Source organism: Dactylosporangium sp. NPDC005572 (genome assembly GCF_040605515.1).
Taxonomy (GTDB): Bacteria; Actinomycetota; Actinomycetes; order Mycobacteriales; family Micromonosporaceae; genus Dactylosporangium.
The window spans coordinates 17,999-36,271 of the sequence record NZ_JBEXCY010000085.1 but is presented as its reverse complement, the minus strand read 5'-3'; the positions used below and the strand labels follow the sequence as shown (position 1 = coordinate 36,271).

The 18,273-nt window shown below is 72.1% G+C and carries 11 protein-coding genes; 4 read left to right on the top strand and 7 right to left on the bottom strand.

From position 1 onward, the window contains the following. The 4 genes from ABZS66_RS32765 to ABZS66_RS32750 are packed head-to-tail and all read right to left on the bottom strand — an operon-like array spanning position 1 to position 4,037. Positions 1-864 carry a ketose-bisphosphate aldolase gene (locus tag ABZS66_RS32765; protein WP_354764490.1) on the bottom strand — a complete coding sequence of 288 codons (864 nt, stop codon included), beginning with the start codon at positions 862-864 and terminating at the stop codon, positions 1-3. Positions 865-896: 32 nt separating this feature from the next. After that, positions 897-1,742, bottom strand: coding sequence for a carbohydrate ABC transporter permease (locus ABZS66_RS32760; protein WP_354764488.1), 846 nt, complete (start codon positions 1,740-1,742; stop codon positions 897-899). A gap of 5 nt (positions 1,743-1,747) precedes the next feature. Further along, the gene (locus ABZS66_RS32755) at positions 1,748-2,689 is read right to left on the bottom strand and encodes a sugar ABC transporter permease (RefSeq protein WP_354764486.1); all 942 of its coding nucleotides are present in this window, start codon (positions 2,687-2,689) and stop codon (positions 1,748-1,750) included. A gap of 55 nt (positions 2,690-2,744) precedes the next feature. Further along, positions 2,745-4,037 carry a sugar ABC transporter substrate-binding protein gene (locus ABZS66_RS32750; protein WP_354764484.1) on the bottom strand — a complete coding sequence of 431 codons (1,293 nt, stop codon included), beginning with the start codon at positions 4,035-4,037 and terminating at the stop codon, positions 2,745-2,747. Positions 4,038-4,333: 296 nt separating this feature from the next. Between ABZS66_RS32750 and ABZS66_RS32745 the strand changes: the two genes are divergently transcribed. After that, positions 4,334-5,164: a DeoR/GlpR family DNA-binding transcription regulator gene (locus ABZS66_RS32745; protein ID WP_354764482.1), complete on the top strand. Its 831-nt coding sequence runs from the start codon at positions 4,334-4,336 to the stop codon at positions 5,162-5,164. A gap of 28 nt (positions 5,165-5,192) precedes the next feature. On the opposite strand, the gene ABZS66_RS32740 is transcribed toward ABZS66_RS32745, so the two are convergent. Both ABZS66_RS32740 and ABZS66_RS32735 read right to left on the bottom strand, forming a co-directional pair. Then, the gene (locus tag ABZS66_RS32740) at positions 5,193-6,206 is read right to left on the bottom strand and encodes an SEC-C domain-containing protein (protein ID WP_354764480.1); all 1,014 of its coding nucleotides are present in this window, start codon (positions 6,204-6,206) and stop codon (positions 5,193-5,195) included. 59 nt (positions 6,207-6,265) lie between these two features. Further along, positions 6,266-11,647 carry an AAA family ATPase gene (locus ABZS66_RS32735; protein ID WP_354764478.1) on the bottom strand — a complete coding sequence of 1,794 codons (5,382 nt, stop codon included), beginning with the start codon at positions 11,645-11,647 and terminating at the stop codon, positions 6,266-6,268. 233 nt (positions 11,648-11,880) lie between these two features. Between ABZS66_RS32735 and ABZS66_RS32730 the strand changes: the two genes are divergently transcribed. From ABZS66_RS32730 to ABZS66_RS32720, 3 genes are all read left to right on the top strand, one after another. Then, a complete protein-coding gene (locus tag ABZS66_RS32730) occupies positions 11,881-13,539 on the top strand; it encodes a Na+/H+ antiporter (RefSeq protein ID WP_354764476.1) in 1,659 nt (552 codons plus the stop codon). Positions 13,540-13,660: 121 nt separating this feature from the next. Beyond that, positions 13,661-14,080, top strand: a complete 420-nt coding sequence (locus ABZS66_RS32725; RefSeq protein ID WP_354764474.1) for a cellulose binding domain-containing protein — start codon at positions 13,661-13,663, stop codon at positions 14,078-14,080. A gap of 32 nt (positions 14,081-14,112) precedes the next feature. After that, entirely contained in the window at positions 14,113-16,593 is a 2,481-nt protein-coding gene (locus tag ABZS66_RS32720; RefSeq protein ID WP_354764508.1) for a tetratricopeptide repeat protein, read from the top strand. On the opposite strand, the gene treS is transcribed toward ABZS66_RS32720, so the two are convergent. Then, the gene (treS, locus tag ABZS66_RS32715; RefSeq protein ID WP_354764472.1) at positions 16,527-18,215 is read right to left on the bottom strand and encodes a maltose alpha-D-glucosyltransferase; all 1,689 of its coding nucleotides are present in this window, start codon (positions 18,213-18,215) and stop codon (positions 16,527-16,529) included. The two genes, ABZS66_RS32720 and treS, sit on opposite strands and share 67 nt — an antisense overlap. Positions 18,216-18,273 lie beyond the last annotated feature (58 nt).

Below are 18,273 nucleotides of genomic sequence, written 5' to 3'. Positions count from 1 at the left end.
TCAGTAGAGCGAGGCCTTGCCGGCGGCGCCGAACAGCTCGATCTTCTGAGCGGCGACCACCTTCATGGCCTCGATGCAGGCGGGCTGGATGGCGTTCGGCTCGCGCACCTTCGCGTCGTTGCCCAGCACCTCGCGCATCTTGTCGTGGTACGCGACCTTGATGTCGGTAGAGATGTTGATCTTGTTGATGCCGATCCGCGCGGCCTCGCGGATCTCGTCGTCCGGGTTGCCGGAGCCGCCGTGCAGCACCAGCGGGATCCGCACCCGGCTCTTGATCTCCTTGAGCAGGTCGAGCTTCAGCTCCGGCTTGAGGTGGGCCGGGTAGAGGCCGTGGAACGTGCCGATGGCCACGGCGAGGCTGTCCACGCCGGTCTGCTCGACGAACGTCACCGCGTCGTCGGGGTCGGTGTAGATGATCTCGGCGGCGCCCGCCTCGGCGTAGCTGTCGTTCCCGCCGATCGTGCCGAGCTCGCCCTCCACCGACACGCCGAGGACGTGCGCGGAGTCGGTGACCTTTTTGGTGATCGCGACGTTCTCCTCGAACGGCTTCAGCGAGCCGTCGATCATCACGGAGGTGAAGCCGTACTGGATCGCCTGCAGGATCTGCTCATACGTGGCGCCGTGGTCCCAGTGGATCGCGATCGGGACGCTCGAGTTGTGCGACCGCTCGACGATGCCGGTGATCATCTCGCGGCCGATGTGCCGAACCTCGTCCGGGTGGATCCCGACGATCAGGGGGGAGTTCGTCTCCTCGCTGATCTCCACGATCCCCTTGAACATCGCCCAGTCGCTGATGTTGAAGGCTGGCACGGCGAAGCTGTGCTCGTTGGCGACGTCCAGGATCGCCTTGCCGGTCGTCAGCATTTCTGTGTTTCTCCTTTGTGTTGCTGGCTGTGTCAGGCCTTGACGGCACCGGCGGTGAGTCCGCCGATGAACCGTCGCTGGAACAGGAGGAAGAGGACGAGGACCGGGATGGACCCGAGGATGCTCATCGCCATCATCTGGTTCCACTCGTACGAGTGCTGGCCCATGAGCAGCTGGATGCCGATCGGCACGGTGCGCATGTCGTCGGTACGGGTCAGCGTGAGCGCGAACAGGTACTCGTTCCACGAGATCATGAACGTGTAGACCCCGACCGCGATCAGACCGGGCACCGAGATCGGCACCAGGATCCGCCACAGCGCGGTCCAGCTGGTGCCGCCGTCGACCTTGACCGACTCGTCCAGCTCTCGTGGCATCGTGTTCAGGTACGCCGTGATCATGATGATCGCGTACGGGAGGGTGAACACCATGTGCGTGAGGATCAGGCCGGCATAGGTGTTGTACAGGCCGAGCGCGACGACGAGCCCGAAGTACGGAATGACGAGCGTGATCGGCGGCACGGCCTGGACGCTGACGATCACGGCGTTGATGGTCTTCTGGAACGGGAACGAGAAGCGGCTGAACGCGAACCCGGCCAGGATGGCCACCAGCAGCGTCAGGATGGTCACCGCGAAGGCGACGATGTAGCTGTTGAGGAAGAACCGCAGCTGGTCACCGTTGCCCAGGATCTCCCGGTAGGCGTCGAACGAGAAGCTCTCGGTGATCAGCTTCGGCGGGTTCTGGAAGACCTCTCCGTTGCTCTTGAACGAGGTGGACAGCATCCACAGGACCGGCAGGCCGGCGAACAGCCCGCCGATGACGAGCCCGGTGATGACGCCGACCTTCGCGAGGGTGCGACGGGTCTTGACGGTGTTGGCCATGCGTCTCACCGCTCCCTTTGCTGGCGTACGTAGAAGAAGGCCAGGACCATCGTCAGCAGCAGCACGATCACGGCGGCGGCGGACGCGGTCGCGAACTCGTACTCGCTGAAGGCCTGCTTGTAGGTGTAGGTGCTGAGCATCTCGGTGGCGTTCAGCGGCCCGCCGCCCGTCGTCATCCAGATCAGCGCGAACTGCTGGGACGTCCAGATCAGGTCGAGCACCCCCATGCTGATGATCACCGGCCGCAGCTGGGGCAGCGTCACGTGCACGAACCGCTGGAACCAGTTCGTCCCGTCCACGGCGGCCGCCTCGTACAGGTCGTTGGGGATGCCCTGCAGCGCGGCGAGCAGACTGATCATGAAGAACGGGTAGCCGGACCAGATGTTGACGAACGTGACCGCCCAGAGCGCGATGCCCGGGTCGCCGAGCCAGTTCACGCCCTCCTGAATGAGACCCAGCGTGTGCAGCACGTGGTTGACCACGCCGGACGGGTCGAGCAGCAGCCGCCAGATGACGGCGATCACCGCGATCGTGAACAGCCAGGGCAGGATGTAGACGATCCGGAAGACCGCCTTGGTGACCCCGCTCAGCAACTGGGTGTTGAGCATCATCGCGAAGGCCAGGCCGAGGACCAGGTGGGCCACGGTGCTGACCGAGATGAAGACGGCGGTGTTCTTCAGCGCGGCCAGGAAGTCCGGGTCGGTGAGCACCTTGGTGTAGTTGGCGAACCCGGCGAACACCGAGTTCTCCTGGACGATCACGTTGTCCCGGAACGAGTAGCTGATCACCATGACGATGGGGACCACCATCAGGACCACGATCAACAGCATCGTGGGGGACAGATAGCCGTACGGGATCAGGCGCCGGGCCAGGGTGGAGCGGGTCCGGCGGGGCGTGACCGGCCCCTCGGTGGGCGCCGCGGTTTTCGGGGCCGTCATGGATGTCATCGCTGTCTCCTTGATCGGGCGCCGCGCCGGCGGACCGGCACGGCGCCCGGGCGGACTACTCGATCACCGAGGACCAGGACTCCTGCGACTTGGCGAGGGCGTTGTCGACAGTCGTCTTGCCGGTCAGCACGAGCTGGAGCTGCTCGTCGAAGCTGCGCATCAGGTCCTCGGACTTGGGCAGGCCGACGAACTCGTTGGCGGGGTAACCCTGCTGGTAGATGTCGAAGGCGGTCTTGAACATCGGGTCGCTGTTGCTGAAGTCGGGCTGGGCGTTCTTGTTGCCCGGGAAGCCGTTCGCGATCGTGCTCAGCTTCGCGTTGGTCTCCTGGCTGAGCAGGTAGGACACGAACTTGAACGCCTCGGCCTTGTGCTTGGTGGAGTTGGAGATGCCGATGCCCCAGGACGCGTACGGGATGCCGCGCTTGCCGGTGTAGCCGTCCTCGGACGGCAGGGCCGCCACCTCGAACTTCAGGTCGGGCTTGTTCTTCTTGATCAGGTTGATGTGCGCGAGCGAGTCGATCATCATGCCGACCTGGCCGTTGGTGAACTTCTCGACCTTGTCCTGTTCCTTCATGGTGAGCGAGCCGGGGGCGATGACGCCGGCGTCGTTCAGGCTCTTCACGTACTCGACCGTGCTCTTGACCTGCGGGCTGGTCAGGTTGGGCTTGCCGTCGGTCGTCAGCATGCTGCCGCCGGACGCCCAGAGCCAGGACATCACGTCGTTCTGGATGCCGTTGGGCACGGCGGTGTCGAGCGGGAGCGCCCAGCCCTTCACGTCACTGCCGATCGCGGTGATCTTCTTGGCCGCGTCGAGGAACTGGGTGCGCGTGGCGGGTACGTCGGCGACGCCGGCCTTGGTGAGCAGGTCCTTGTTGACGAAGAGCGGGTAGACGAAGTTGACCACCGGGATCATGTAGGTCTTGCCGTTGACCTGCACCTGGCTGGCGAGCTGGCCGGCGTCGTAGTTCGCGTCGGTCATCAGCTTGGACATATCGGTGATGGCGCCCTGCTTGGCGAAGTCGTTGACCCAGGCGCCGTCGAGGCCCACCACGTCGGGCAGGGTCTTGGACGCGGCACCGGTGATCAGCTGCTGCTTGGTCGACGCGTACGGCGCGCTCAGCAGCTTGATCTTGATGTTCGGGTTCTGGGCCGTGAAATCGTTGACGATCTTGTCGAACTCGCCGGCCGGAAGCTCGGCCCCCCACCACTGGGCGAACTCCAGCGTCACGCTGCCGTCCGAGGCGGTGTCGCCCGAGTCACCCGAGCCGCACGCCGCCACGACCGCGACCAGCGCGGCCGCTGTCACTGCCCCTATCACTCGCTTCAGCCGGGTTGCACGAACTGCCATGGCGGACTCCTTCTATATCGAGGTCCTTCTGTTCTGTGCCGCGTTGGCGCCACGTTAGCAGCGTGTTACAGATTAAGACAAGAGAAGAACGGCAGAAAGCTGCGGAGTACGGCATACTGTTGCGTCATGAGGCAGAACCCCGCACCCCAGGGCCGCCGTACTAGCTGGAGTTTGCCCAGCCGGCGCCGATCTCCGGCCGGCAGTGCCCATCCATGCGGCTTCTCACGGCTCTACGCGGCGATGTGCCCAGCGGACACGCATATGTGGCATACTGCCGCACTGACAAGGGGGAATCAGTGAGCGTTGGCAGGGACGAACGGCAGCGCCACCTACCTGCCGGACGCAAGGCGCAGCTGGCCGCGTACGTTGCCGACACCGGCCAGGTCACGGTGGGCGAGCTGGCTGAGCGCTTCGGCGTCTCCATCGACACCGTGCGACGCGATCTCGATCAGCTGGCCGCCGACGGCATCCTCGTTCGCACGTACGGCGGCGCCGTCAGCCTGTCCACGGTCTTCCGCACCGACCGCGCCGTCGACCAGCGGCTCACGGTGCAGGAGCAGGAGAAGGAGAAGATCGCGGTGCTGGCCGCGGCGCTGGTCCAGGACGGCTCGACCATCATGATCAACGGTGGGACGACCACGCTCGCGCTCGCCCGCAACCTCGGCCAGCACCGCGACCTCACGGTGGCGACGAACAACCTGCTGGTGCCGGGCGCGCTCCCACCCACGGCCATCCGCGACATCTACATCTTCGGCGGCGCGGTGCGCGCGCTGACCCTCGCCACGATCGGCCCGGTCAGCTTCCGCGCCAACACCGGCGCCGAGCTGGACATCAGCTGCGATCTGGCGTTGATCGGCGTCGGCGCGGTCGCCGCCGACGCCGGCTACACGACGAGCAATCTCGCCGAGGCCGCGATGATGCAGGAGATGATCTCCCGGGCGGCCCGCGTGGCGATCCTCGCCGACTCCTCCAAGTTCGGCCGCCGCCTGTTCGCCCAGGTGTCGGAGCTCGGCGCGGCCGACTATCTGATCACCGACGCCGCGCCGCCACCCGACCTGCGCGACGCCCTCAAGGCGAGCGGCGTGGAGCTGCTCACCCCCTCGGCCAGGACCCTGGCTCCACGGTAGGCGTGCCGACGCTCGCCCGAGGCGCCGGTCAGCCGCGGGAGCGCGGCAGGCAGCACTTCTTGTACTTGCTGCCCGAACCGCACCAGCACGGCTCGTTCCGCGCCGGCGGCCACGGGATCTGCCCGGGCCGCCCGGGCCGCCCGGCCACCTGCTCCGCGTAGCCGGCCCGGGTCTGCGGATCGGCCGGATCGGCGGCGTGCCGCTCCGCGTAGCCGGACAGCCCGTCGACCGAGCCGGCGAGCACGGTCAGCCCGGGACGGCCGGCGTCGGCGAGCCGCACCAGGTGCCGCTCCAGCCGGGCGCGGTGCTCGTCCCAGTCCCGCCCGTACGCGTCGCTCAGGGCCGGCCACTGCGACAGCAGGCGGTCGAAGTCGGCCCGCGGCCAGAAGAGCAGGGCAGCGGGCTCGGTGAGCGCCTCCTCGGTCCGGCGGGTCAGCTCGCTCTCCAGGCGGTCCGCCAGGTTGTCGTTCTGGTCGTGCGGCAGGGCCAGGTCGCGCCGGACCCGGTGCCGCTCGTGCAGCAGGAAGAAGAGCGCACCGGACGCCTCCACGTCGGACGGCTTCGGGGGCGCGCCGCGCTCGGCGAGCAGCGACTCGACGGCCTCGCTCAGCCACTGCTCGGCGAGGTTGGTGCGGCCACCCGCGTCCAGCGCCGCACTGAGGTAGGCGGCGGCGTCGGGTTGCTCGGTGAGCAGCGGCCGGAGGGCGTTGAGCTCGCCCATCGCCTCGTCCTCCCGGCCGCCGGAGCGGAACAGGAGCCGGGCGCGGAAGGCTCGGGTGAACCCGGCCCGGGTGTCGTCGTCCGTCCCGTACGCCGCGACGGCGCGATCCGCGTACCGCAGCGCGGCGTCCAGCTTTCCCCGGCTCTCAGCGATCTCCGCGGCCAGGGTCAGTGCATACCCGGCATCGTGCGGATCGGCCAGCCGGCCCTGGTCGGCCGCGCCGGCCAGTTCGGTGGCCACGCCGAGCGGGTTGGCCGCGCCGAGTGCGGATCGGTGGAGCTCAGCGAGGTCGGTACTGGTGAGAACGTCTGTCGTCGACACGATTTCACGCTACTGCGGCGGCGCGGTGCGCAACCGCTGCCCGCTGTGTTGCGCCCGTCTCATGAAAGCCCGGTCCGAACCGGAATTTCCACGGTCAGGCTGGTGCCCGCACCGTGCGGGCTGTGGAGGGCGATCCGTCCGCCGAGTGCCTCGGCGCGGTCTTTGAGGCCGAGCAGGCCGGTGCCGTGGGTGAAGTCGGCGCCGCCGGCGCCGTCGTCGTGGACGGCGACGTGCAGGACCGTGCCGGCGGTGTCGACGATGCCGGCGGTGTCGACGGTGACGGTGATGGTCGAGGCCTGCGCGTGTTTGGCCGCGTTGGTGAGTGCCTCGGCGACGATGTAGTAGGTGCTGACCTCGACCTGCTCGGGCAGCCGTCCCACGGTGCGCAGGTTGAGCTGGACCGGGATCGGTGAGCGGCGGGCGAGCGTGCGCAGGGCGGGGCCGAGTCCGCCCTCGGTCAGGATCGACGGGTGGATGCCGTGGGCGATCTCGCGCAGTTCGTCGGCGGCGGAGTTGGCCCCGGCGACGGCCCGGTCGAGCTGCCGGCCGAGGGTGTCGAACTGGGGCGGGACGTCCGCCTGCGCCGCGCGCAGTTGCAGCGCCAGGGCGACGAGGCGTTGCTGGGCGCCGTCGTGCAGGTCGCGTTCGATGCGGCGGCGGGTGTGGTCGGCGGCGGCGACGATCCGGGCCCGGGAGGTGGTGAGCTCGGCCCGGCTCTCGGCGTTGGCGATGGCGGTCGCGACGAGCTCGGTGAAGTCGGCCAGCCGTTGCTCGGTGTCCTCACCCAGCCGTTCGCGGCGGGCCGCGGCGCCGATGGCGCCCCAGAGACGCCCCTCGACCACGATCGGGCTGGCGAACGCGGAGCGGTGCTCGGTGGGAGTGGGCTCGGCCAGGCCGCCCGACAGCGGGCCGTGCACGCCGTGGCGGCGTGCCGCGCGGCCGGTGGCCTGGACCGCCGCCATGGCCGAACGGGCGTCGAGCTTCCCCCGCGTACCGGGTTCGCCATGCTTGAGGCCGTAGCCACCCATCACCGTCGCGTCACCGTCCGGCTCGAACCGCACGATCGCGGTGCCGTCGGCGCCGAAGAGCGCGCCGACCTCGTCGGCCACCGCGGCGAACACGGGGTCGGGGCCGGTGCCGCGGGCGACGAGTGTCGCGACCCGCCGGAGTGCGGCCTGTTCGTTGGCGATGCGGCGGAAGTCGGCGTAGAGGCGGGCGTTGTCGAGGGAGACGGCCAGTTGGCCGGCGATGAGTTTGACGGCGTCGAGTCGTTCGGTGCTGAACGCGCCGCGGATGAGGCGGTTCTCCAGCAGCAGTACCGCCTGCAGCGTGCCGCGGTTGAGGATCGGCACGGCCAGCAGCGAGCAGCAGATGAGGTCGGTGAGGTACGGGTCGCGGGAGAACCGCTGGTCGCGGGTGGCGTCACCCACGACCAGCGGCTCACGCGCCCGCCGGACGTATCGCAGCACCGACAACGGGACCACGTGTTCGTGGCCGGTGACGCTGCCCGCCGTGGTACCGCGGCCGCCCGGTGCCGCCAGCAGCCAGTGCTGCCGGTCGGCGCTCCACAGCACCAGGTGCACCTGGGTGGCGCCGGTGATCGCGCTGAGCACCTGGACCAGCCGGGAATGCAGCCCCTCGACGCTGGTCTGCGAGCTCAGCACCTGCGACGCGGACAGGATGCCGAGCAGGTCGATCGTGCCGGCCGTGACGGCCGACCGGCGATGGTCGAGGTCGCCGGGCCGGTCGGCGTGCGCGGCCGGCCGCAGGGTCGGGTAGGCCCAGTCGAGCTGGCGCACCTTCGCGGTCGCGCCCCATTCGAGGTACTCCCGGCGCGCCTCGAGCAGCAGGTGGTAGCCGGCGTGCTCGACGCCGTGGGCCAGATAGAAGCGGGCCGAACGCTCGGCGATCAGGGCCCGGTGCCACGGTCGCGGGAGCGGGGCCGCCTCGTGCCGTGCGGCGTCGAAGGCGAGGACGGCGGCGTGGAAGTCGCCGGCGGCCCACGCCCGCTCCGCCTCGAGCAGCCGCAGGAGGTGCTGGAAGTTGGCCGGCGCGTCCGCGGCGCGGGCGGCCAGCCACTGGGTCACCTCGTCCAGTTCGGACAGCAGCGCGCCGCGCTCGCCACCGTGGCTGTCCCGGACCTGCCCGGCGAGGGCCAGCCCCCGCAGCAGGTGGGCCAGGGCGGTCGGATAGAGGCCCGGGGCGGCCGGCAGCAGCGGCATCGCCGCCGCGGTGTGCCCCGCCAGGCCGGCCGGATCGCCGAGGACGGCGGCGGCGAGCGCGCGGTTGACATGCGCGTGGAACAGGGCCAGCGGGTCGCCGGCGTACCGGTCGGGCGCCGCCTCGCCGGCCGCGGGCGAGTACTCGCCGCGCAGCACGTCGGCCAGCCACCGGTAGGGGCCGAGCCACTGGCCGGCCTCGTCACTGCCGGAGCGCCGCATGAAGGTCAGCCCGGCCTCCACCTCGGCGACGCAGCTGTCCAGCGACGGCGCGCTGTCCAGCAGGCCCACCACGGTCGCGTAGTAGGTGAACCCGGCGTGGGTCAGGTCACCCCCCGCGATGAGCCCCTCCCGCGCCCGCCGCCCGGCCTGGACACCGTTCTCGATCGGCTCGAACCAGCAGCAGCGCAGCGCGGTCAGGAAGCGCGCCTGCGAGGTGTCGGGCTCGTAGCCGTGGAGCTCGCCCAGCGCCAGGACCCGCCGCAACACCCGGTACCCGGCCGCGTAGTCCCCGCGCAGCACCGCGACGGTGGCGGCGGCGCCGGCGGGCCCGACCAGGGTGGGGCCCGGACCGTGCTCGATCCAGGTCCGCAGCGCCTCCAGGCTCAGCCAGCTGTACGTGCCGTAGTGCGCGGCCAGGTACGCCGCCGTCAGGACCGCGGTGAGCAGATGGCTCGCGGCGAGGAGCGTGGGGTCGGTGATCTCCGGGCGGGCCAGCTCGTCGGCGCCGTCGGTGTGGTCCAGCCACCGGTACAGGTCGTCGAGCCCGTCGGGGAGCCGATCCGCCGCCGGGACGCTGACGCCGAGCTCACGCAGCGACCCGAGGCCGAGCTCGATCGCCTCCTCGAGACGGTTGCGGTGGGTCAGGCTGCGCACCTGCACGCACGTCGCGTCCGCACGGTCCAGGGCGCCGGTGCACAGCCCGTCGATCGTGCGGTACTCCTCGTCCGCCTCGTCCAGGCGCCCCAGGCCGTACAGGGCGGCGTGGCGGCCGGTGTGCACCTGGACGAGCGTGGCGGTCTCATCCGGGTCGACCAGCCGCAGCGCCGCGGCCAGCAGCGCGTTCACCAGCGCATGGTTCCCGATCAACGCGGCCTGGCCGGCGGCCCGGCGCAGCAGCCCCACCACCCGGCGCCGCTCCGCGGGATCGTCGACGGCGTCGACCACCGGCAGGTACTGCTCCGCCGCGACCGGGAACAGCTCCGGCACGGTCGCCAGCCGCCGCGCCATCGCCAGCTGCAGCGTGCGCCGCCGCCGCGGACCCACCCCGCCCAGGACCGCCTCGTGGATCCGGTCGTGGCGGAACCGCACCGCCGGGTGGGTCCCGGGCTCCAGCACCAGCAGGCCGTCGTCGAGGGCGGGCGCCAGCCGCTGCTCCACCACGTCCTCCGGTACGGCGGTCGCGGCCTGCAGCACGCTCAGGTCCGCTCGCCCGCCCAGGCACGCCATCGCCTCCACCAGCTGCCGGGACGCCGCCGGCATCGAGTGGACCCGCGCGGCCAGCAGCCCGGTGACTTCGGAGCGGCCCAGGTGTGCGCGCACGTCCGCCGCGTCCCACCGCCACCCGGCGGTCGTGGCGGTCAGCACGCCGTCGCGGCGCAGCGCGTTGAGCAGCTCCACCGTCTCGTACGGGTTGCCGGACGTGTACGGGTGGATCACCTCGCCCAGGTCCGCCGCCCGGCCCGGGTCCGCGTGGAGCATCTCGGCGACCATGGTGTCCGTGCCGGACCGCGGCAGGTTCACCAGCCGCAGGTGCCGCACCCCCGGCTGTTCCCGCCACCGGGACAGCGGTCCCGCCAGCGGGTGCGCCGCGTCCACGTCGGCTTCGCGGTACGCGCCCACCAGCAGCAGGCCGTCGATGTGCTCCTCGTTCAGCAGGAGGTCGATGACGCCCAGCGGCGTTCGCCCCACCCATTGCAGGTCGTCGACGAACACCACCACGGGCCGTTTGCGCGAGGCGACCGCTCGGAGCACCTCCACCGCCACGCGCTGGGCCCGGACCCGCGCGGTCAGCGGATCCCCCGGGTCGGGCGGCTCGCCCAGCAGTGCCGCGAACTCCGGTACCGCCGCGGCCAGCAGGCCCGCGTTCGGCCGGATCGCCGCCGCGATCCGTTCGCGCACCTGTCCCAGCTCGTCCTCCGGCTCGGCCAGCAGCATCCGGCCCAACGCCCGGAACGCCTGCCGGACCGCGTCGAACTCCAGATCCCGCCGGTACTGGTCGACCTTGCCCGCCACGAACCAGCCGTCACCGCCGGTCACCACCGGCCGCAGCTCGTCGACCAGCGCGGTCTTTCCCACCCCCGGCGCCCCGCCGACCAGCACCCCGCGGCACCGGCCGGACAGGGCGTCCTCGAACGCCGCCTCCAGCACCGCCACTGCCGCGTCGCGACCTACCAGCCGTGACGGCGGCAGCAGCCGCAGCGGAACGTCGTGCTCGCCGATCCGGAGCCCGGCCGCGGCCCGCGGGCCGGCGTCCCGGAGCCGTTCCAGGTCGTGGACCAGGCCTTCGGCGGTCTGGTACCGGTTGTCCGGCTCCTTCTCCAGCAGGTGCATGACGATGTCGGACAGCGGCTCCGGCACGGCCGGGTTCACGTCCTGCGGCGGGACCGGCACCCGGGCCAGGTGGGCGTGCGTGAGGCGCAGCGGGTCGCCGGTGCCGAACGGCGGGGCGCCCGTGGCCAGCTCGTAGAGCGTCGCGCCGAGCGCGTAGAGGTCGGCGCGCTGGTCCACCGACCGGCCGGTGCGCCCGGTCTGCTCCGGCGCCAGATACGCCAGCGTGCCCACGATCTCGGTGTGGTGCGTGAACTCCGGACGCAGCTCGGCCAGCGACGAGGCCAGGGCGAAGTCGACCAGGCACAGCGCGCCGTCGCGGGAGATCACGATGTTCGCCGGCGCGACGTCGCGGTGCAGCACACCCCGCCGGTGCATCCCCGCCACCGCCCGGGCCAGCGCCAGCCCCAGCGCGAGCAGGTCGTCGACCGCCAGCGGCTTCGCCAACGCGGCCAGGCACACGCCACCGACGTCCGCCACCACGACCGACCCCGGCCACCGCGGCGAATCCACCAGCTGCGCGACCCCCTCGACACCGCGCAGCCGCTCCAGGATCGCCACCTCGTGCTGCACCCGCCGCTGCGCGTCCGGCCCCAGCGGCTCCTTGCGGATGACCGTGCCACCCCCGGCAACGCACACCCGGGTCACCCGCGTGTGTTCGCTCTCGTGCACTGCCTGCCCCCGGGCAGACGGACCTCGCCCAGCCAGCTCTCGCCCTGCCAGGTCTCCGCCCGGTCCCATCCGACACCTCCGGCCGGTAGGTCACACCTAGTGCCCTGCTTACACCCATTTGACCCGCGGCGGCGAGGCGCCACCGTCGCAGCGCCGCACAGGAAGGCGGGGCGCTGTTCGCGATCTGGCTCACTGCCCATCCACCGGCCCGTTCACGCACAGCGGGGAAGAATATGATCGTGGACCTCGAGACGATCCTGCTGTTCCTGCTCGCCGCCGTCGTCGTCATCGTCTCGACCCGGTGGGTGGCCGAACGGACCGGTCTGCCCGCGGCCGCACTGCTCACCGTCATCGGGATCGGCTACGCGTTGCTGCCCGGCCCCAACGTCACGCTGGACCCGGCCTTCGTCCTCACGTTCGTCATCCCGCCGCTGCTCTACAGCGCCGCCCTGGACTCGTCGCTTCTGGCCATCCGCCGTCACTTGCGCACCGTCGTCAGTCTCTCCGTCGCCCTGGTCCTCGCGACCGCGCTGCTGATCGGGGCCGGTTTCCACTGGTTCGTCAGCGGCGCGACGCTGGCGGCCGGCATCGCGGTGGGCGCCGCGGTCGCGCCGCCGGATCCGGTCGCGGCCCTCGCCGTCGGCCGCAAGGTCGGCCTACCGCCCCGGCTCATCACGCTCATCCAGGGCGAGGGACTCCTCAACGACGCCACCGCCCTGACGATTCTCAGCGTGGCCGTCGCCGCCGCGGTCGGTGGCGGTTTCTCGGCGCCGGCGGCGGTCGGACAGTTCCTGCTCGCCGCCGCCGGTGGGGTGCTGATCGGCGTGCTCGTCGCGTACGGTGTTCGCCTCCTGCGCCCGCTGACGACCGACCCGCTGGCCGCGAACGCCATCTCGCTGGCCACCCCGTTCGTGGCCTACCTGATCGGCGAGCAGCTCCACGTCTCCGGGGTCCTCGCGGTCGTGGTCGCGGGGCTGATCGTCGGCCACAACGCGCCACGCGCGGGTTCGGGAGCCAGCCGCCTGCAGACCAGCGCGGTCTGGCGGCTGGTCGACTTCCTGCTGGAAGGATGCGTGTTCCTGCTGATCGGCCAGCAGTTCCCGCAGGTGGTGCGGGGACTCCTGCAGTACGACGCGAGCACGGTCGTGATCGCGGTCGCGATCACGGTCGGCGTGGTGCTGCTGTTCAGGCCGCTGTGGCTGATGGCGACCCAGTCGCTGCCGCGGTCGCTGCACACCAGGCTGGGCGGCGACAGCGACCTGGCGAACCCGACCGCCCGCGGGCGCCGCAACGCCGAACGACTGACCGGACGCGAGGTCGTGGCGCTCAGCTGGTCGGGGACCCGGGGCGTCATCAGCCTCGCGGCGATCTTCACGATCCCGCTGGTCACCGACAGCGGCGCGCCGTTCCCGGACCGGGACCTGTTGCTGTTCTGCACCTTCGTCGTCGTGATCATCACGCTGGTCGGGCAGGGCCTGACCTTCGCGCCGCTCGTCCGGCTGCTCGGCCTGCGCGCGAACACGATCGACCAGGCGCGTCTGCGCAACGAGGCGCGGGCCGCATCCGTCGAGGCCGCCCTCGCCCGGCTCGACGAACTCGAGGAGCTCGAGGAGGACGAGGACGCCGAGGCCATCGCGGCGATGCGCGGCCACCTGCACACCCGCCTGGCCCGCTACCAGGAACGGATCGACCTGCTGGACACCGCCGACTCGCCGACGATGCCGGTCTCCCCGCGGTACGAGGCGGCTGTGCGGATCCGGCACACGGCGATCGACGCCCAGCGCGCGGAGCTTGTGCGGTGGCGCGACGCCGGCCGGCTGCCCGACGAGGGTCTCCGCGTGCTCGAGCGGGAGCTGGATCACGAGGAGCGGCTGCTGCCCGACCGGCCGTAGCGGCCGGAAGCCGGTGCCACCGGCCGGCCACAGGTGCGTCGACGTCTCTACGTGTCCGACGCTGTCCGACCGTGTCCGGGATCCGGGGCGGCGGCCGCGGGTGGACGGCCACGATGCCGCCATGGACAAACATCGCCTCCCATTGCGGCTCGCGTCGGTGCTGGTGTCCGCCGCCGCGGTCGCCGCAGCCCCGCCCCCCGCGTCCGCCGCCGACCCCGCTCCCGCCCTGTCCTGCACCGCCCAGGTGATCACGTTCGCGCCCGGGTACCAGGCCGTCGTAAACGTCCGCAACACCACCGCGCTCCCGGTCACCGGCTGGCAGCTCACGTTCCAGCTGGCCGGCACGGCGACGATCGGCAGCTCCTTCGGCGGTACCGTCACCCGCTCCGGCTCCGCCGGCACCGTCACGCCGGCGGTGTACTTCGCGACGATCCAGCCCGGGGGACAGGCGAACGTGGGATTCGGCGGCTCGGCTGTACCTTTCACGCCGCCCACCGGCTTCACGCTGAACGGGACGCCCTGCGCGGCGTCCGGCTGGTAGTCCTGCCGCCCGGTGCCGGATAGCCTCCCGGCATCAACGGGCAGCCCTCGGCATCGGCCGCCGGGTCGCGCGGCGATCCGGCGGCCGGCATCGCGACGCTCGCCGACCTGGGCCGGGCCCTGCGCGACCTGCGCCGGCGCCACGCCCGGGCAACCGGGGAAGGCGAGCTGACCTACCGCCGGCTCGCCGCCGCGACGGGGTGGTCCCACGGCGTGATCGGCGGCTACCTCGCCGGCCAGGTCCTGCCGCCGACCGACCGGTTCGACACGCTCGTGCGGCTGCTCGGCGCCACGCCGGCCGAGCAGGGTGCCCTCGCAACGGCCCGGGACCGGGTCGCGGACGCCCGCCGCCACGCGAAGACCCCGGTCGTACCCCGGCAGCTCCCGCTCGACGGCGCCGGCTTCACCGGCCGCGAGCCGCAACTCGCCGAGCTCTCCGACGTCGCCGGCGGCACGGTCGTGCTCCTCGTCGGTACCGCCGGGGTCGGCAAGACCGCACTGGCCGTGCGGTGGGCGCACCGCGCCGCCGACCGCTTCCCCGACGGCCAGCTCCACGCCGACCTGCGCGGCTACGACCCCCGGCGACCGGTCCCGCCGGCCGACGCGCTCGCCGGCTTCCTGCGCGCCCTCGGCGTCGACGGCGCCGACGTCCCGCGCGGCGTGGCCGAGCGCGCCGCGCTGTACCGCAGCCTCGTCGCCGGACGGCGGCTGCTCGTGCTGCTCGACAACGCGTCCGGCGCCGACCAGGTACGCCCGCTGCTGCCCGGCGCCGCGTCCTGCCTCGCCGTGGTCACCAGCCGCGACGACCTCGCCGGCCTGGTCGTGCGCGAGGGCGCCCACCGTATCCGGCTCGACCCGCTCGGCCGGACCGAGGCGGCCCGGCTGCTGCGGGCGCTGCTGGGCGACCGGGTCGACACCGAGCCGGCGGCCGCCGCCGCGCTCGCCCGCCGGTGCGCGGGGCTGCCACTGGCGCTGCGCATCGCCGCCGAGTTCGCCGCCGGGCACGACGGGCTGCGCCTGCGCGACGTGGTGGCCGACCTCGACGGTGCAGCCAGCGCGCTGGACCGCCTGGACACCGGCGACCCGCGCAGCGCGGTGCGGGCGGTGTTCTCCTGGTCGCACCGGCACCTCGCCCCGCCCGCCCGGCGGCTCTTCGCGCTGCTCGGGCTGCACCCCGGCACCGACCTGGACGGCCCGGCCGTCGCCGCGCTCGCCGGGGTCGCCGCGGAGCCCGCCCGCGCCGCGGTGACCGAGCTGGTCCGCGCGCACCTGGTGGCCCGGGTCGGCGCCGACCGGTACGGCATGCACGACCTGCTGCGCGCGTATGCGGCCGAGTCCGCCCGCACCACCCTGTCCCGCGCCGCGCGCCGGGCCGCGCTCGTCCGGCTGCTCGACCACCACGTCACCGCCGCGACCGCCGCCGCGGCCGCGCTGTACCCCCACGACCAGCCCGGCGTCCGGCCCGCGCCCGGCGGTGCCGAACCGGCGCGCCGGGCGCTGGACCGGGAGCGCGGCAACCTGGTGGCGCTGGCCGGAGACGCCGCCCGGCACGGCCTCGCCGCGCACGCCGTCGGGCTGTCCGAGGCGCTGTGGCGCTACTTCGAGGTCGGCGGCCACGGCCAGGAGGCGCTCGCCGTGCACGGCGCCGCCGCGCGTGCTGCCCTGCAGGAGATCCCGCCGGAGCGGGTCGCCCGGGTGCTCGCCAACCTCGGCGGGACGCACTGGTGGCTCGGCGAGCACGCCCGGGCCCGGCGCTGGTTCGAGCAGTCGCTGGCCTGGCACGAGCGCGGCGGCGACCGGGCCGGCCGGGCCCGGGCGCTGGCCCGGCTGGGCCTGGCCCACGAGCGGCTGGGCGACTACCCGCGAGCCCGGGCGTGCCTGGTCGGGGCGCTCGCCGGATACCGCGGCATCGGCGACCGCCACGGCGAGGGCAGCCAGCTGCTCAACCTCGGCGGCCTGTACCGCCGCCTCGGCCGGTACGCGCCGGCCCGCCGGCACCTGCGGCGGGCGGCGGCGCTCTTCGCGGAGCTGGGCGACGCCCGGCTCGAGGGCTACGCGCTGGGCAACCTCGGCGCGCTGGAGAGCCTGGTCGGCCGGCACGAGGAGGCACTGGACCAGCTACGGCGGGCACTGGCGGCCTGCCGGTCGTGCCGCGACCGGGGCGGCGAGGGCAGCGCCCTCGCCGCGCTCGGCGCCGCGCAGCTGCGGCTGGGCCGGCCGGCGGAGGCGCTCGCCCGGTTCGACCAGGCCCTCGCGATCAGCCGCGAGACCGGCGAGGTCGGCCTGCGCATCGAGGCGCTGAACGGCCTCGGTGCGACGCTGCGCGCCGTCGGCCGGCCCGGCGAGGCGCTGGACCGGTACCGCGCCGCCCTGGACCTGGCCAGGCGTGCCGGCGACCCGCACGAGGCCGCCCGCGCGCTCGCCGGCCTCACCGACCTCGGCGCGGGTCAACGGACCGGGGCGGTCCCCTTGCGCCGGGTCGGCGGGACGATGCGGAACCAGTACGAGCCGTAGCCGGGCAGCGTCAGGAGGTACGCCCGCAGACCGATGGCCGGGAAGCGGGTGTTCCCGGTGAGCTCGACCGGTGTGTGGCCGTGGAACCGGGACCCGATCGGCAGCTGTACCGGCTGGGGGTGCCGGGACAGGTTGTGCACGCACAGCAGCACCTCGTCGCCGTGCTCGCGCAGGAACGCCAGCACCGACTCGTTCGTGGCGTTGAGGATGGTCAGGTCGCCGAGCGCGAAGGCGGCGTGCTGCTTGCGGATCGCGAGCATCTTGCGGGTCCAGTGCAGCAGCGACGCCGGCTCCTGCAGCTGCCGCTCCACGTTGACCGAATGGTAGCCGTATACCCAGCCGTTGTTCATCGGCAGGTACAGCTGGCCGGGGTCGGCGCGGGAGAACCCGCCGTTGCGGTCGACGTTCCACTGCATCGGGGTCCGGACCCCGTCGCGGTCGCCGAGGTACACGTTGTCGCCCATGCCGATCTCGTCGCCGTAGTAGATGACCGGCGAGCCCGGCAGCGACAGCAGCAGCGACGTGAACAGCTCGATCTGGTCGCGGTCGTTGTTCAGCATCGGGGCGAGGCGGCGCCGGATGCCGAGGTTCAGCCGCATCCGCGGGTCGTGGGCGTACTCGGTGTAGAGGTAGTCGCGCTCCTCGTCGGTGACCATCTCCAGGGTCAGCTCGTCGTGGTTGCGCAGGAAGGTGCCCCACTGGCAGCCGTCCGGGATGCGCGGGGTCTGCATGACGATGTCCGCGATCGGCACCCGCGACTCCTTGCGGACCGCCATGAAGATGCGGGGCATGAGCGGGAAGTGGAACGCCATGTGGCACTCGTCGCCGCCGAGGTCGTCGTCGCCGAAGTACTCCACCAGGTCGGTCGGCCACATGTTCGCCTCGGCGAGCAGGACCGTGCCGGGGTACTCGTCGTCGACGATCTTGCGGATGCGTTTGAGGTACTCGTGGGTCTCGGGCAGGCTGGCGCAGTCGGTGCCCTCGCGCTCGAAGAGGTACGGCACCGCGTCGAGGCGGAACCCGTCGATGCCCAGCTTCAGCCAGAAGCGCACGACGTCGAGCATGGCGTCGGCGACGACCGGGTTGTCGTAGTTGAGGTCGGGCTGGTGGTGGAAGAACCGGTGCCAGTAGAACTGCTGCCGGACCGGGTCGAACGTCCAGTTCGACGGCTCGGTGTCGGCGAAGATGATCCGGACGTCGGCGTACTCGGTGTCCGTGTCGCGCCAGACGTAGAAGTCGCCGTACGGCCCCGCCGGGTCGCGGCGCGACTCCTGGAACCAGTGGTGGGTGTCGGAGGTGTGGTTGAGCACCAGGTCGGTGATGACCCGGATGCCGCGGGCGTGCGCCTCGCGGATCAGCGTCGCGAAGTCGTCGATCGTCCCGTAGTCGGGGCTGATCGTGTAGTAGTCGCGGATGTCGTAGCCGCCGTCGCGGCGCGGGGAGTCGTAGATCGGCGGCAGCCAGAGGCAGTCGACGCCGAGCCACTGCAGATAGTCCAGTTTGGACACCAGGCCGAGCAGGTCGCCGACGCCGTCGTTGTTCGAGTCGAAGCAGGCCTGGGTCAGCACCTCGTAGAAGACGGCGCGCTTGTACCACTCTTTGTCGACCGGTAAAGCCGTCATCGGTACGTGCTGGATCGGGGTGAGGGTCATGAGGGATGTCCCGTCTCGGGGGTGGCGG